Consider the following 16,512-nt stretch of genomic DNA (forward strand, 5'->3'; position numbering starts at 1 on the left):
ATGCAATTCTTCTGAAATATAGGGAGGTAGGTTTTTTATTTTACAAAATAATCCTAGCATTTACTAGGGTTAAAAGGAATTTATTGCCTAAATCTTAGTTTTGTCGGTCGATAGTGATTTTCTTATTATTAATGATTCAAATTTTATTTAGGTTTTATCTTAATTCTTTTTAATATATTGAAAATCAATTGTTTTTGTTTTTTTTATGTGTTTTTAATGAAATTATTCTGTAACTTTACTTTACTAATTTTAAACATAAACAATCATGAAAAAAATTATTTTATTATCGGTTGCTTTTTTAGCATTTAGTTTTGCTAATGCACAAGACAAAAAAGATATGTCTTTTGGTGTTAAAGGAGGCTTGAACATTTGTTCGGTTACGAATGCTGATCAATATGGGTCTAATTCAAGTTCTTTGATTGGTTTTCATCTTGGTTTGTTTGGGGAATTTATGGTAAGTGATAAATTCGCTATTCAGCCTGAATTGTTGTATTCTGCACAAGGTGTTAAGGTTGATTCCGATGGAGATAAAATTGATGTTAAATTAGATTATATCAATATTCCGGTTATGGCTAAATATTATATAGCTAAAGATTTTAGTCTTGAGTTTGGTCCGCAAATTGGTTTTTTACTGTCGGCAAAAGCTAAATCTGGCGGAGTTAGTGAAAATTTAAAAGACTCTACTAAATCTACTGATTTTGGCTTAAATTTTGGAGCTGGATATGATATTGGAGACTTTACTTTAGGAATACGCTATAATTTAGGTTTAAGTCAATTGCAAAAAGATTTGATTTCAGGAGAATCTGCTTCACATAATTCAGTTTTTCAAATAGCTTTAGGTTATAAATTCTAAGTAACTTTTTTTACTAAAAACCACGCCATTGGCGTGGTTTTTTTATGTCCAAAAATAGCTTTACTTTGCTTTTATGAATTGGAGTATTTTTATAAGAAATTATCAGTCGTATCTTAGGATTGAAAGAGGTTTGTCTAAAAACACCATTGACAATTATACTTTTGATATTGAGAGATTGTGTCTTTTTTTGGAAGAAAATGCCATAACTGTCTCGCCAATAAAAATCAGTGAAGAAACTATCCAACAGTTCATTTATAGTGTTTCAAAAGAAGTAAATCCCCGATCGCAAGCCAGAATAATTTCGGGATTAAAAAGTTTTTTTAGCTATTTAATTTTTGAAGACTATCGCACTAATAATCCTTTAGAATTAATTGAAACCCCAAAAACCGGCAGAAAACTTCCCGATACTTTGTCTATTGATGAAATTGATTCTTTAATTGCCGCTATTGATTTGGATTCAAATGAAGGCGAACGGAATCGAGCAATGTTAGAAACGTTATATGGTTGCGGACTTCGAGTTTCGGAATTAGTTTCGCTAAAAATTTCAGATTTATTTTTTGATGAAGGATTTCTCAAAATTACAGGTAAAGGACATAAACAACGTTTTGTCCCTGTTGGTAATTTGACCCAAAAATACATTCAAATTTATAAAGACTATAAGCGAACCGATTTGAATATAAAGAAAGGACACGAAGATACTTTGTTCTTGAATAGAAGAGGAAATCAGCTTTCGAGAGCGATGATATTTACGATAATCAAGGATTTGGCAGCCAAAATTGAGTTGAATAAAAGCATTAGCCCGCATACTTTACGGCATTCTTTTGCAACACATCTTCTTGAAAATGGAGCCGATTTACGTTCAATTCAACTAATGCTCGGTCACGAATCGATTACAACCACAGAAATTTATGTGCATCTGGACAGAAAATTTTTGAGAGAAGTTATGAATACTTTTCATCCTAGAGGATAGATGGCAGGTTTCAAATAGCAGATTTCAGATTGAAAAAAAAATGACTTGTTGAAAACAAGTCATTTTTTAAATATTTTTTATTATATATCAATTAAGTTGCTAGCTGAAATCTGCAAACTGCCGTCTGTCACCTATTTTGCAATATTTACTGCCCTAGTTTCTCTAATTACAGTCACTTTTACCTGACCAGGATAAGTCATTTCAGTTTGTATTTTTTGTGAAATTTCGAAAGATAATGTAGCTGCATTTTCATCAGAAACTTTTTCGCTTTCTACAATAACACGTAATTCTCTACCGGCTTGAATTGCGTAAGCGTTTTTTACTCCGCTGAATCCATAAGCAACTTCTTCTAAATCTTTTAAACGTTGAATGTAAGAGTCTAAAACTTGTCTTCTTGCACCTGGTCTTGCACCTGAAATAGCATCGCAAACTTGAACAATCGGTGATAATAATGATTTCATTTCAATTTCATCGTGGTGTGCTCCAATGGCGTTGCAAACTTCTTCTTTTTCGCCATATTTTTCAGCCCATTGCATTCCTAATAAAGCGTGAGGTAAATCACTTTCGGCATCTGGAACTTTACCAATATCGTGCAATAAACCAGCTCTTTTGGCAAGTTTTACATTTAGACCTAATTCGGCTGCCATAATTCCACAAAGTTTGGAAACTTCGCGTGAGTGTTGCAATAAATTTTGTCCGTAAGAAGAACGATATTTCATTCGACCCACAACTTTGATTAATTCAGGATGTAAACCGTGAATACCTAAATCGATTACGGTACGTTTTCCAACTTCTATAATTTCGTCATCAATTTGTTTGGTAGTTTTTGCAACAACTTCTTCAATACGGGCCGGGTGAATGCGTCCGTCAGTGACTAATTTATGCAAGGCCAAACGTGCAATTTCTCTTCGTACTGGATCAAAACAAGAAAGTATGATAGCTTCTGGCGTGTCATCAACTATAATTTCTACTCCGGTTGCAGCTTCAATCGCTCTAATATTTCTACCTTCACGACCAATGATTCTTCCTTTTACATCATCCGATTCGATGTTGAAAACAGATACACAATTTTCTACTGCTTCTTCTGTTCCAACTCTTTGAATGGTATTTATGATTATTTTTTTAGCCTCCTGTTGTGCTGTTAATTTGGCTTCTTCAATAGTGTCTTGAATATGAGACATCGCTTCGGTTTTTGCTTCAGCTTTCAAGCCTTCTATCAATTGATTTTTGGCATCTTCAGTAGATAAACCAGAAATAACCTCTAGTTGTTGAAGTTGGCTTTTGTGTAATCTGTCAACTTCTGCTTGTTTTTTGTCTAAAATTTCTATTTTTGAATTATATTCTAAAGTTTTAGCTTCATAATCGTCATTTACTTTTTTGGCTTTTGACAATTCGTTTGAAATTTGAGATTCTTTGTCTCTAATTCTTTTTTCGACTTCAGCCATCTTTTGGTCACGAGAAAGAATTACTTGCTCGTGTTCTGACTTTAATTCGATAAATTTTTCTTTTGCTTGTAGAATTTTATCTTTTTTGATGTTTTCGGCTTCAAGATTAGCATCTTTTAAAATAGAAGAAGCCTCTTTTTTTGCTCTTTTGATCAAATTAGAGTTGTTGCTTTTCTCTATTGTTTTGGCTATACCAAAACCTCCTGCAATACCAGCAATTGCTGAAATAATTATTGTTAAAATGTCCATGTTTATCTAAATTTAGTATATAAAAAAGCCTACATTAGGTTGCTTGAATAAACTCGGAAATACAAGTTTTGAGCTAACTCGTTGTTCAAGCTTCCAAACTGAATTGGCTTGCTATAGTAACGATGATTTGCTCATTCTAATTTGTTAGTGTTGAGTTTACCAAATATGAACTAATGTAGGCAGTATCTTAGTTTCTGTAAAGAACGTGTTTAATCGCTGAGATATTGATCTAAAAGCGAATTGATTTTTTTAATTCTTTCGATAGTTGCTACTCCATCGATGGCATTATCAATTTGTTTTTGTTCTGTTTGAGAGGCAAATTGCAAAGCACACATTGCTAATACATCCTGCTTGTCACGAACGGCATAATTTTCTTCAAACTGCTTTATCATAGTATCAATTTTTTTTGAAGCACTTCTTAGTCCTTCTTCCTGAGAGAGCTCCACGGTCAATGGATAAACTCTGTCCGCAATCGATATCTTAATTTTAAGCTTTTCGTCCATATCTTTTATTAATCTGATAGCTGTGCTATGCAGTAATCAATTTCACGAATTAATGAATTTATTTTAAGCTTTGTTTCTCTTTTATTATCCTCACTGCCAAGTAGTGCGTTAGCTACTTTAAGTGTTTCATACTTTGCTTTTAATGCTTCAATCTCTTGAGACTGAGTTCGTATGATAGTTGCAGATTTTGTTAATTCAATTTTCAAATCTTGAGATTTTTTCTCCAAACTATTTATTTTTGTAAATAGCTTTTCAATCTTATTTTCAAGAGTATCAATTATTTCTGCAATTACACTCATATTATATCCTACGTATTACTTAATCCTACAAAGTTAGTATTCCTTTTTATTTTTACAATATTTTAGGGGCTTTTTTATTCTTAAAATATTAATATATTGTATATCAGTTAATTACATTTAAATGCTTTTTTAAATTTTTTTAAAATACTTTTTTTATCTTAGCAAAAATGTATTCCATGAGATTGTACCTACTTATCCTGTTATTTTATAGTTCCGTTTTTGCTCAAGTTAATTATCCAAAAGATTATTTTAGTCCGCCACTCGCTATTCCAATGCAGCTATCAGGGAATTTTGGAGAGTTGAGACCCAATCATTTTCATGCAGGTTTTGATTTGAAGACGATGCAAAGGGAAGGTTTAGAAGTTCATGCGGTAGCCGATGGTTATGTGTCAAGAATTAAGATTTCGACCTTTGGAAACGGAAAAACTATATATATAACGCATTCTAATGGCTATACTTCAGTTTACGGGCATTTACTAAGAGCTACTGATTTTATTGAAGCTTTCATCAAAAAAATGCATTATGCTGAGCAATCATTCGAGATAGAAATGTATTTGAAACCCGGAGAATTAGTGGTTAAGAAAGGTCAGATTATTGCTTTTTCAGGAAATACCGGTGCTTCTGAAGGTCCTCATTTACATTTCGAATTTCGGGATAACATTACAGAAAATATTATTAATCCGATGCTTTTTGGGTTTGATAAATATATGAAGGATACTAAAAAACCACTTATTTCAAGTATTTATGTTTATCCTTTAGATAATAAAACTATTGTGAATCAATCAAAACGTCCTTTATTGCTCAACTTGTTATTGCAAAAGGACGGAACTTATTTAGCGGATCAAGTGGTTTCCAATGGAAAAATTGGTTTTGGAATCAATACTTTCGATTATGACGATGTTTCTTTCAATAAAAACGGTGTCTATAAAGTACAAACTTTTTATAATGGAATTCCTAATTTTGGTTACCAATTTGACACTTATTCCTTTGATGAAATGCGTTATGTAAATGCCCTAATTGATTATCCACGATATAAAAAAACGCTGCAAAGAGTTCAAAAATTATTTATGCGAAATCCATATGGATTGAGCATAATAAAGACAGATAAGACTAACGGAGTTCTTACGGCAGTCCCTAATTTGAGTTCAAGTTATCGTATTGAAGTTTCTGATTTTTATGGCAATCTGACTTCAGTTTCCATTCCAATTAAATATGATACTCAGCCCGCCATCATTGTTCCGGAACCTATTTTATCAAAATATTTTGTAAAAGCAAATAATGACAGTAATTTCACCAAAGACAATGTTTCAGTTTCTTTTCCCGCAGGAACTTTTTATGATGATTTCTATTTAAATTTCGACGTAAAGAACGATACTTTGTATCTTCATGATGATACAGTTCCAGTTCACGCAAATTTCACTATCGAGATAATTGATAATAAATTTACAAAAGCGCAAAGAGAAAAATTGTTCATAGCCACAATTGACGACAACAAAACAGCCTATAATTTTACGTTTCGAAATGATAGTGTTTTTACTGCCAAAGTTAAAACTTTAGGAAAGTTCGCTTTAGTTTTGGATACTATTCCACCAAAAATCAGCATTGCAAATTCAATTGAAGGAAAGTGGTTAAATGATAAAAAGTTTATACAATTCACCATTAGCGATGGGTTATCAGGCATAAAATCCTATAATGGTTATTTGAACGGTAAATGGATTTTATTTGAATATGACAATAAAACCAAGAAAATAACCCATGATTTTAGTGATGGTATTGTTGCCGAAGGTGCAAATGAATTAAAAATTATAGTGGTCGATAATTTAGGAAATTCCACTATCTTTGAAACTCGGTTTTTTAGAAGTCAAAAAAAATAAAAATTAAATTCCTTGAGTGTACATAAAATAATACTTGTTTTCTTCTTTTTTTGTTTTGGTGCTACAACTTTTGCACAATCAGCCCACATAAAAGGAATTATTCTCGATAAAAAGAATCAACCTGTTGATAACGTGAATGTATCTTGTCCCAGTAAAGGGACAAAATCCAACGAAAATGGTTTTTACAGTTTAGAAGTTCCCGCTAATCAAAAAACAATAGTAGTTTTCTCCCACATTTCCCTAAAAAAAGTTACTGTTGCGGTTACATTAAATTCAAACGAAGATTATGAGTTTAACTTGGTCATGAATGACAAAGATGAGCAAATGGGCGAAGTTGTAATTACGGTAAACAATAAAAAAAGAGTTCAGGGAATTACAATTATCGAACCGGAATTGATTCGGAAAATTCCTGGCGCCAATGCAGGTGTCGAAAATATTTTGAAATCCTTACCAGGTGTAAATTCCAATAATGAATTAAGTACGCAATATGCTGTTCGTGGTGGAAACTATGACGAAAATTTGGTTTATGTAAACGAAATCGAAGTTTATCGTCCTTTTCTGATTCGCTCGGGTCAGCAAGAAGGTTTGAGTTTTACCAATACGGATTTGGTTCAAAATGTTGATTTTTCTGCTGGAGGTTTTCAGGCAAAATTTGGAGATAAATTATCTTCTGTTTTGGATATTACGTATCGAAAGCCAACAAAATTTGGAGCTGTTGCCGAAGCCAGTTTTCTTGGCGCAAGCGTTGCTGTCGATGCGGTTTCGAAGAATGGTAAATGGTCTGAAATCACCGGAATTCGGTATAGAAATAATTCACTTTTGGTAAATAGTCAGGAAACACAAACAAATTATAAACCAACATTTGTCGATCTTCAAACCAACATCAATTTTAAGTCTTCCGATAAATGGGAGTGGAGTTTTCTTGGGAATATTTCCCAAAACGATTATCAATATCAACCTTTGACACGTCAGACTAATTTTGGAACCATCGATAATCCAATGGCACTTTTGATTTATTATGAAGGTCAGGAAAAAGATAAATATACCACTTATTTTGGAGCAGTGAAATCTACTTATAATGCTTCAAAAAACTCCACTTACAAACTAATTGTTTCAGCTTATAATACAAAAGAACAAGAGCATTTTGATATTTTGGCACAATATCGTTTGGGCGAAGTAGATTCAAATTTTGGTTCCCAAAATTTTGGTAATGTCTCATATACAAGAGGAATTGGCTCGCAACTCAATCACGCTAGAAATGATTTGGATGCCTTAATTGTAAATACAGAGTTAAAAGGAATACATAATTGGAAGAAAAATCTATTTGAATGGGGAGCGAAGTTCACGCGAGAATCTATTCGAGACAGAGTTATAGAATGGGAAGTGATCGATTCTGCTGGGTTTTCCTTAAATACACCAATTCTCATTTTACCAAAAAATGACCAACCTTATTCGCCATACACAGGACCATTGGTTCCATATAATAATGTAAGGGCGACTAATTTTGTTAATATTAACCGGTTTTCTGGTTATGTGCAATGGAGTCGAAAAGGATATATTGGCAATAACGAAATATGGTTAAATGCTGGTGTGCGTTCACAAAATTGGGAAGTTTTAGGCGATAATTTAGTGAGCAATACACAGTTTACTTTTAGCCCAAGAGCACAATTTTCTTTGAAACCCAATTGGAATAAGGATATTTTTTTCCGACTATCGGGAGGGCTATACCATCAGCCACCTTTTTATCGAGAGTTGAGAGATGCCGATGGGGTAGTGCAGCCTACAGTGAAAGCGCAACAAGCAATTCATGTCGTTTTAAGTAATGATTATAGTTTCAAAATGTGGAATCGTCCTTTCAAAATGGTTTCCGAATTGTATTACAAATCGTTGACAGATGTAAATCCATTTACTTTGGACAATGTCCGAATTCGCTACGCTGCAGCCAATAATGCAAAAGCGTACGCGGAAGGTTTTGATTTCAGAGTAAACGGAGAATTTGTTCCTGGAACCGAATCTTGGTTTAGTTTTGGCTATCTAAAGACCGAAGAAAACATTGACAATAAAGGATTTATTTCCAGACCAACGGATCAAAGATTAAAATTTGCGCTTTTGTTCCAAGATTATATGCCTAATATTCCAAGTATAAAATTATACCTTAATTTAGTTTACAACACAGGATTGCCTGGAGGTTCGCCATCCTACGCTGATCCTTATTTGTACCAAAATAGATTGAGAGATTACCGTCGTGCTGATGTTGGTTTCTCCAAAGTATTAATTGATGCTCAAAATCCGTCTAATAAAAAATGGTTGCAAAGTTTCAAAGAATTGGCCATTGGACTAGAAATCTTCAACCTTTTCGACAATCAAAACGCAATTACCAATACTTGGGTACGCGATGTGTATTCTAAAAATCAATATGCGATTCCTAATTATTTGACCACAAGAGTTTTTAATGTGAAGGTGAATATGAGGTTTTAATTCTATATCAAAATATCACTTTCCAAATCCGATTTTTCTATCTTAAAATCAAATCCTAGTTTCGAAACTAATTCGATTACAAGGTTTTTATACCAGTTTTCTGATTTAGGGTGAATGTAAATTTTTTCGATTAACTGTTTAATGTCCACATCAATTTTTAGACCATCATTCAATTTGATGTTGCTTAGGGTGACATCAGAAATGATGCGAACTTCTCTTTCGTATTGAAAACTTTTTCGCTTGAACAAAAATGGGAAAAACATATCATCAAACGGAATATGTTCCTTTTTGTAATCTATATAATTGACTTCGCCAATGTATTGCTCGTATTTTTTTTCCGGAATAACTGCATTTTGCAATCTTCCGATAGTAGATTGAATGGCCAGACCTTCGCTATTTTGAGTGAAAATCTGCCACATTGCAAACGATTCGTATTCATTGATGTGCCAGCTACTGATGGCAACTTTTTCTCGATGTGATTTGTAATATTGTAAAAACTCAGGGTTGTTTTCTGCAATTCTCTTTATTTCTTCGTAGGTTGGTTCGCTAAATGTACCTTCATATTGGTCTTCAAATTTATCCGAACGTGACATAAAGAGTTTTTTAGACATCAACAAATCGAGAAACTTTGACAAGTCCAAGTATTTCCAAACAATGGTGTCAGGATTCTCCGGAAGCTTGATATTTTTGTTATTGAGGTACATTTAATTTAAAGATTGAATAATTCAAAAATTTAAAAATTCGACAGAATCTGTATTTTACTTGAAATTTTAAGTAGAAAAATCGTTTTTTTTTTTCCGTTTTCGCAAAGCGAATCCGTTTTATCTGCTTTCCATTAAAATCAGATTGCTTCGTTTCGCAATTTTAATCACTACTCGAAAGATTGCAAAGTCACTAATTTGTTATATGTTCCGTTTAGCGCAATTAATTCATCATGAGTGCCTTGTTCTACAATTTTTCCTTTTTGCATCACCACAATTTTATCTGCTTTTTGAATGGTCGAAAGTCGGTGCGCAATCACAATCGAAGTTCTGTTTTGCATCATATTTTCTAAAGCTACTTGCACAAATTTTTCACTTTCAGTATCCAATGCTGATGTGGCTTCATCCAAAATCATTATCGGTGGATTTTTCAAAACCGCACGGGCAATTGATAATCGTTGCTTTTGACCGCCTGAAAGTTTGTTCCCGCTATCGCCAATGTTAGTGTGAATTCCAAGTGGTAAATCTTTTACAAATTCATAAGCATTGGCAATTTTCAAAGCTTCAATAATCTCATCATCGGTTGCATCTAGTTTCCCTATTGAAATATTGGCTTTTATGGTCTCATTAAACAAGATACTGTCTTGTGTTACCAATCCCATCAAACCGCGAAGTGAATGAAGACTGATATCTTTTATATCAAGGCCATCAATGGAAATCGTGCCTTCATTCACATCATAAAAACGAGTCAATAAGTTGGCAATCGTACTTTTTCCGCTACCGGATTGACCCACGAGTGCCACAGTTTGCCCTTTTATTACTTCAAGTGAGAAATCTTTTAAAACAACTTCTTCTTCGTATTTAAAATTGATGTTTTTTAACGATATTTTGTCTTCAAAAGTGGTTTTGGCAATAGCATTTTCCTTTGAAGTAATTTCGTTTTCTACTTCAAGAACTTCAAAAACCCGTTCTGCAGCAGCTAACCCATTTTTTACAGCATAGGATGCTTTTGAAATCGCTTTGGCAGGAGTAAGGATGTTAAAAGCCAAGGTCAGATAAACAATAAAAGCAGCTCCTTCAAGGGTTTTGTCTATTAGAACCAAATTTCCTCCATACCAAAGCAATGCGGCAATAGTTGTAATCCCTAAAAATTCACTCAAAGGTGTTGCCAAATTGTTTTTGTCTCCAATGCTATTTGATAAGTTTAACAATCGAGTAACCGATTCGTTAAATCTACTTTTGAAATTAGCTTCTGCATTGTAGCTTTTTATCACTTTCAAACCACCCAGACTTTCATCCACAATAGAAATAAGAAAACCACTTTCTTTTTGAGCTTGCAGAGATTGCGCTCTCAAATTTTTGGCAATTTTTGAAATTATTAAACCTGAAAGAGGGATAAAAACTAAAACAAACAAGGTCAGTTTTACGCTTATAAAAAACATCGTTATTATAGCAAAAACAATAGTTAAGGGTTCTTTGACAACAAGCTCTAAAACTGAAAAAAATGAATTTTGAACTTCATTTACATCACCAAGCATTCGAGCCATAATGTCGCCTTTTCTTTTTTCTGAATAATAAGAAATGGGCAATTCAATTATTTTATCATACATAGATTTTCGTAAATCTCTTAATACGCCATTTTTTAGGTGCATAATATGGTGTGAAGCCAGATAATTGAATAAATTTTTGAATAAAAAAGTTATAATAACTAAGGAAACCACTAGTAAAAGTGCCAGTTGTGGTCCATTTTCTTTCGTTAATTCTGAGATTTTATAATATAAAAAATCAGTTGCAAAATCCTTTATATTTCCAATACCTGTATATATTGGCGCTTTGTCAATAGTTTTGGTTTTACCAAAAAGCACTTGCAGGACAGGAAGCAACGTCAACATTGAAATGGTGCTAAATAAAGCATATAAAATGTTGTATATCACATTCCAAATGATGTGTGATTTATACGGTTTTGTATAGGGAAATAGTTTTATTAAATTCTTGTCCATTAGTTTAATTGCATTGCAGCAATGATATTTTTAATTTTAGTATTTAAAATAGTTTCGACTTTCGTAAAATTTTCAACACTGTCCAATTCTGCATTAACACTGATATAAAATTTTATTTTGGGCTCCGTTCCGCTTGGTCTGGCGCAAATTTTAGAGCCGTCTTCGGTATAATAAATCAACACGTCAGCTTTGGGAATATTCATCATTTCTTCTTCACCGGTAAGTAAATTTTTGGCAACAGATGATTTGTAATCTTCCAGCATAATTACTCTTTGTCCGTTAATTTCTTTCACGGGATTATTACGCATGGTAACCATCATCTGATTGATTTCTGCCAAACCTTCCATTCCTTTTTTAGTAATCGAAATCAAATGTTCTTTATAAAATCCGTGTTCTACGTATAATTGTAATAATTCTTTGTAAACAGTGCTTCCTTTGGCTTTTGCCTGAGCTGCTATTTCGCAAACTAATAATGTCGCAGCAACTGCGTCTTTATCACGAACTGCATCGCCCACCATAAATCCAAAACTTTCTTCGCCACCGCCAATGAATTCCAATTCAGGAAAATCCTTAATCATTTTGGCTATCCATTTGAAACCAGTCAAACCCACTTTGCATTCTACTCCATAAGCTGTGGCCAATTCCATAATCATCGGAGTTGAAACAATAGTTGAACCCACAAATTGCTTTCCGTTGATTTTTCCTGCTTTTTTCCATTGTTCCAATAGAAATGCGGTCATCAAAATCATCGTTTGGTTTCCGTTCAATAAAATCATCCTGTCTTCATCATTTCGCACTGCAACGCCAAGTCTATCGCAATCCGGGTCGGTACCAATAACAATGTCTGCATTGATTTTATCAGCCAATGCCAATGCCATAGTCAATGCTTCCGGCTCTTCTGGATTTGGTGATTTTACCGTTGGAAAATTACCATTTGGCACTCTTTGTTCTTCAACAATATGCACGTTTGGATAACCTGCTTGGGCAAAAGTATCGGGAACCAAAGTAATCGAAGTTCCGTGTAAAGAAGTAAATACAATATTTAAATTATTTTTTGCTTCTTGAGATGTCCCGAAACTGGCATTCTCAATAGTTGATTTTATAAAAGCTTGATCGACTTCAGTATCTATATAATGTATCAAATCTTCGTTGGCATCAAACTTTATTTGATTGTAATTTAATTTTTCAATTGTATTGATTATGCCTTCATCTTGTGGAGGAACAATTTGACCGCCATCTTCCCAATATACTTTGTAGCCGTTGTATTCTGGGGGGTTGTGGGATGCAGTAAGAACAATACCGCATTGACAGCCCAAATATTTTAGGGCAAATGACAGCTCTGGAGTTGGTCTCAAATCAGAAAACAAATATACTTGAATCCCGTTAGCCGAAAAAACATCGGCTACGGTCTTAGCCAAAGACTTGCTGTTATGGCGACAATCGAAAGCAATTACGGCTTTTAATGGTTGTTTAGGAAATACTTTATGCAAATAATCAGAGAGTCCTTGAGTACTTTTTCCGAGCGTATATTTGTTGATGCGGTTATTTCCAACTCCCATCACTCCACGCATTCCGCCTGTTCCGAATTCTAGATTTTTATAAAAACTTTCTTCTAAATCTTTTGGTGAAGAAGTCATTATTTCTTTGATTTCTTTTTGGGTTTCATTGTCAAATGTTGGCGTAAGCCATTCATTTACTGCGTCTAAAATGTTTTTTTTGATTTCCATTTCTGTATATTTATTTGAAATTTGAATATTTTTTTAAGATTAATTGATTTCCTTCGAAACTTTATATCTTTCCTCGTTGTTTTTTGTTCTCAAAATGATTTCACCTAGAAATCCCGCCAAAAATAATTGCGTTCCTAAAACCATAGTTGTTAGCGCAATATAAAACCAAGGATTGCTTGTGACTAAATGATAAGGTAAATTATTATAGAGATTGTATAATTTCATTACACCAATATAACCAGCCAATAGAAATCCAATGATAAACATTACTGAACCCATAGCACCAAATAAGTGCATTGGTCTTTTTCCGAATTTGGACAGAAACCAAATGGTGATTAAGTCCAAAAAACCATTTACAAAACGATTCATTCCAAATTTGGTCTCACCATATTTTCTGGCTTGATGTTGCACTACTTTTTCTCCAATTTTTCCAAAGCCGGCGTTCTTTGCCAAAACCGGAATATATCGATGCATTTCGCCTGAAACCTCAATGTTTTTTACAACTATATTTTTGTAAGCTTTTAATCCGCAATTAAAATCATTCAATTCTACACCCGAAGTTTTTCTGGCAGCCCAATTGAATAGTTTTGAAGGGAGGTTTTTTGAAACTACAGAATCATATCGTTTCTTTTTCCAACCGGAAACCAAATCAAAATCTTGTAAGGTGATCATATTAAACAATCCTGGAATTTCCTCAGGACTATCTTGCAAGTCAGCATCCATGGTGATGATTACGTCACCTTTAGCTTTTGCAAAACCAGCGTGAAGGGCTTGTGATTTTCCAAAGTTTTTCATAAAACGAATCCCTTTCACATTTGGATTTTCGGCAGCTAATCCTTCGATAATGGACCAAGAATGATCAGTACTTCCATCGTCTATAAAAATGATTTCATAGGAATAATTGTTGGATTTCATAACCGAAATTATCCAAGTATAAAGTTCTTTGATTGATTCGTCTTCGTTGAGAAGTGGAATGAGTATAGATAAATTCATTTATATTTTTTTATTCTTGAGTAGGTTTGGTTTTGAAAATTAAAGCCAAAAGTAATCCAAAAAGAGCGCTAAAAACGATACTAAATACTGATCCTTTTAATAGTTCAACAATCGAAAACTGATCGTTTTCCTGAAGTTTTTTAACTGCTTCGTTAATGGCTGAGGAGGGTGTTCCAAATTTTTGCATCATTTCGACAGCATATTTTATGGATATTTCTTTGATAGATTCTTTTGATGATGGGTCAATAAAATTGAATAAAATAATATTGAAAACAACAGAAATTAATATTCCAATAACAGCAGAAACAAAATAGGTGGTAAAAGCATCTTTAAACGGGAAAATCCCCTTTAATTCTTTCTTTGTTTTAGAAAGTAATACAACACCAATAATGATATAAAATGAAATACTTAAAAGGCTTACCCACCAAGCGGTAAATAATTTTAAATCAATTGCATATATTGATGTTGTAATTAATGCAGCTACAACACCAGTAATTATCCCATAAGAAACCCCGTTTTTCTTTATAATTTCATTCATAGTTGAAGGTATTTATTTATTAATCTACAAAGATAACAATTCCCAATTTATTCAAGGGAAAAAATCGTTTTTTACGATTATAAAAAAAAGTAATGTAAAGATTTGATTATTGAAAAATTAGTGTAAATTTGCAAACTCAAAATAAGTAAAGAGTTTTAAACAAAAAGAGTAGTTGCATTTACACCTTTTTCTAAATAGAGAAAGCTTCAAAATTAAGACGCTCAAAAAAATAAATAAAATAAAGATGAAAAAAGGAATTCACCCAGAAAATTACAGATTAGTTGCTTTTAAAGACATGTCAAATGAAGACGTTTTTATCACTAAATCTACTGCAGATACAAGAGAAACAATAACTGTTGATGGTGTTGAATATCCAGTTGTAAAATTGGAGATTTCTAGAACTTCTCACCCTTTTTACACTGGTAAATCTAAACTTATTGATACTGCAGGGCGTATTGATAAATTCAAAACTAAATACGCTAAACACGGTAAATAATAATTATCGGTTTTTAAATTATATAGAACTCTCCAATTTTGGGGAGTTTTTTTATTTTCATTGCTATTCAAAACTTTGTAACTTTGAGACTTCAAAACTCTGAACCTTCATCAAATGAATTATATACTTTTCGACGGACCTGCAAGAACCGCTTTATTGCCCTTTACTTTTACACGTCCGGTTGCCGATATTCTTGTTGGGATAATGACAATTCGTCAAAAATGGGAAATGCTTTTGGGTTCTACCACAACAACATTGACGGAGGAATATTTATCCGATAAATTTCCGATGGTGGAAATGGAGGAAAATGTCATGATAAACGCATCCTTTCTTCCCAATACAATTTTGGCTGAAATGGTCAGTAATCTCGAATCGAATCAGGCTATTTTTAAAGGAGAAGATGTTATTGCCTTTTATACAAGTGAAAATCAGGAAGAAGTTGATTTTGATACTTATGAAATAATCGAATTTGAAGGCGAATGTATAAGAATTGAGCATACTTGGGATATTTTTTCGAATAATGAGGCTGCAATTCGGGAAGATTTTGGACTTTTAACCGAAGACAGGAAATCGCAACCAATTCCGAAAAGTGTTAACGTAATTTCGAAAGAAAATATATTTATCGAAGAAGGAGCAAAGCTTGAATTCATAACTTTAAATGCATCGACAGGGCCAATTTACATTGGGAAAAATTCCGAAATAATGGAAGGTTCTGTTATTCGCGGGCCATTTGCTTTGTGTGAAGGAGCCGTTGTTAAGATGGCAGCAAAAATTTATGGAGCAACAACCGTTGGGCCTTATTCCAGAATTGGAGGTGAAGTCAATAATTCAGTGCTGTTTAGTTATTCCAATAAAGGCCATGATGGATTTTTAGGGAATTCAGTTCTGGGTGAATGGTGCAATATTGGTGCTGACAGCAACAACTCCAATCTGAAAAACAATTATGAAGAAGTGAAATTGTGGAGTTACGAAACTGAAGGTTTTGAAAAAACAGGACTCCAATTTTGTGGGCTAATGATGGGAGATCACAGTAAATGCGGAATTAACACGATGTTTAACACGGGAACAGTTGTAGGAGTAAGCGCCAATATTTTTGGTGCTGGATTTCCGCGCAATTTTGTACCTAGTTTTTCATGGGGAGGAGCCTCAGGTTTTACAACATATTTGACTAAAAAAGCTTTTGAAACGGCTCGTTTGGTAATGGGTCGCAGGAATATAGAATTTGATGAAAAAGAAGCCGCGATTTTAGAACACGTTTTTGAAGAAACTAAAAAGTGGAGGAAGGAGTAATGTTCTTTATATTTAATTTACCGCAGATTCGCGGATTGGATTTTTAATCTGCGAGTTAGGGGTTTTATTTTATAGATTTCTAATGTATCATTTTTA

At 33.3% G+C, this 16,512-nt stretch carries 14 protein-coding genes; 6 read left to right on the forward strand and 8 right to left on the reverse strand.

What is annotated here, in order from left to right:
• The first annotated feature begins 265 nt into the window (after positions 1 to 265).
• Complete coding sequence (locus IR213_RS07055) at positions 266 to 853, forward strand: porin family protein (RefSeq protein ID WP_194311604.1); 588 nt, start codon at positions 266 to 268, stop codon at positions 851 to 853.
• 73 nt (positions 854 to 926) lie between these two features.
• Positions 927 to 1,823: a site-specific tyrosine recombinase XerD gene (xerD, locus tag IR213_RS07060; RefSeq protein WP_194311605.1), complete on the forward strand. Its 897-nt coding sequence runs from the start codon at positions 927 to 929 to the stop codon at positions 1,821 to 1,823.
• Between the two features lie 131 nt (positions 1,824 to 1,954).
• On the opposite strand, the gene rny is transcribed toward xerD, so the two are convergent.
• The 3 genes from rny to IR213_RS07080 form a co-directional block, all read right to left on the reverse strand.
• Positions 1,955 to 3,517 carry a ribonuclease Y gene (gene rny / locus IR213_RS07065; protein ID WP_194311606.1) on the reverse strand — a complete coding sequence of 521 codons (1,563 nt, stop codon included), beginning with the start codon at positions 3,515 to 3,517 and terminating at the stop codon, positions 1,955 to 1,957.
• Positions 3,518 to 3,726: 209 nt separating this feature from the next.
• On the reverse strand, positions 3,727 to 4,020 hold the full coding sequence (locus IR213_RS07075) for a cell division protein ZapA (RefSeq protein WP_194311607.1): 294 nt from the start codon (positions 4,018 to 4,020) through the stop codon (positions 3,727 to 3,729).
• A gap of 8 nt (positions 4,021 to 4,028) precedes the next feature.
• Positions 4,029 to 4,319 carry a hypothetical protein gene (locus tag IR213_RS07080; protein ID WP_194311608.1) on the reverse strand — a complete coding sequence of 97 codons (291 nt, stop codon included), beginning with the start codon at positions 4,317 to 4,319 and terminating at the stop codon, positions 4,029 to 4,031.
• A 176-nt stretch (positions 4,320 to 4,495) separates the two neighbouring features.
• Between IR213_RS07080 and IR213_RS07085 the strand changes: the two genes are divergently transcribed.
• A complete protein-coding gene (locus tag IR213_RS07085) occupies positions 4,496 to 6,193 on the forward strand; it encodes a M23 family metallopeptidase (protein WP_194311609.1) in 1,698 nt (565 codons plus the stop codon).
• Between the two features lie 12 nt (positions 6,194 to 6,205).
• The gene (locus tag IR213_RS07090) at positions 6,206 to 8,671 is read left to right on the forward strand and encodes a TonB-dependent receptor (RefSeq protein ID WP_194311610.1); all 2,466 of its coding nucleotides are present in this window, start codon (positions 6,206 to 6,208) and stop codon (positions 8,669 to 8,671) included.
• A gap of 2 nt (positions 8,672 to 8,673) precedes the next feature.
• Here IR213_RS07090 and IR213_RS07095 read toward each other — a convergent pair whose 3' ends face one another.
• The 5 genes from IR213_RS07095 to IR213_RS07115 all read right to left on the reverse strand — a co-directional run bounded on the left by IR213_RS07095 (position 8,674) and on the right by IR213_RS07115 (position 14,630).
• Complete coding sequence (locus tag IR213_RS07095; protein WP_194311611.1) at positions 8,674 to 9,375, reverse strand: hypothetical protein; 702 nt, start codon at positions 9,373 to 9,375, stop codon at positions 8,674 to 8,676.
• A gap of 167 nt (positions 9,376 to 9,542) precedes the next feature.
• Positions 9,543 to 11,372, reverse strand: a complete 1,830-nt coding sequence (locus tag IR213_RS07100) for an ABC transporter ATP-binding protein (RefSeq protein ID WP_194311612.1) — start codon at positions 11,370 to 11,372, stop codon at positions 9,543 to 9,545.
• The gene (locus IR213_RS07105; protein ID WP_194311613.1) at positions 11,372 to 13,099 is read right to left on the reverse strand and encodes a phospho-sugar mutase; all 1,728 of its coding nucleotides are present in this window, start codon (positions 13,097 to 13,099) and stop codon (positions 11,372 to 11,374) included. Before IR213_RS07105 ends, IR213_RS07100 begins: the two co-directional genes overlap by 1 nt.
• A 39-nt stretch (positions 13,100 to 13,138) precedes the next feature.
• Complete coding sequence (locus IR213_RS07110; protein ID WP_194311614.1) at positions 13,139 to 14,092, reverse strand: glycosyltransferase family 2 protein; 954 nt, start codon at positions 14,090 to 14,092, stop codon at positions 13,139 to 13,141.
• A gap of 10 nt (positions 14,093 to 14,102) precedes the next feature.
• Positions 14,103 to 14,630, reverse strand: coding sequence for a DUF4199 domain-containing protein (locus IR213_RS07115; RefSeq protein WP_194311615.1), 528 nt, complete (start codon positions 14,628 to 14,630; stop codon positions 14,103 to 14,105).
• A 244-nt stretch (positions 14,631 to 14,874) separates the two neighbouring features.
• Here IR213_RS07115 and IR213_RS07120 point away from each other — a divergent pair, with 244 nt between their 5' ends.
• Both IR213_RS07120 and IR213_RS07125 read left to right on the forward strand, forming a co-directional pair.
• A complete protein-coding gene (locus IR213_RS07120; RefSeq protein ID WP_194311616.1) occupies positions 14,875 to 15,126 on the forward strand; it encodes a type B 50S ribosomal protein L31 in 252 nt (83 codons plus the stop codon).
• Positions 15,127 to 15,240: 114 nt separating this feature from the next.
• Complete coding sequence (locus IR213_RS07125; protein ID WP_194311617.1) at positions 15,241 to 16,416, forward strand: GlmU family protein; 1,176 nt, start codon at positions 15,241 to 15,243, stop codon at positions 16,414 to 16,416.
• Positions 16,417 to 16,512: the final 96 nt, after the last annotated feature.

It is taken from the genome of Flavobacterium soyangense (assembly GCF_015277675.1).
Classification (GTDB): Bacteria; Bacteroidota; Bacteroidia; order Flavobacteriales; family Flavobacteriaceae; genus Flavobacterium; species Flavobacterium soyangense.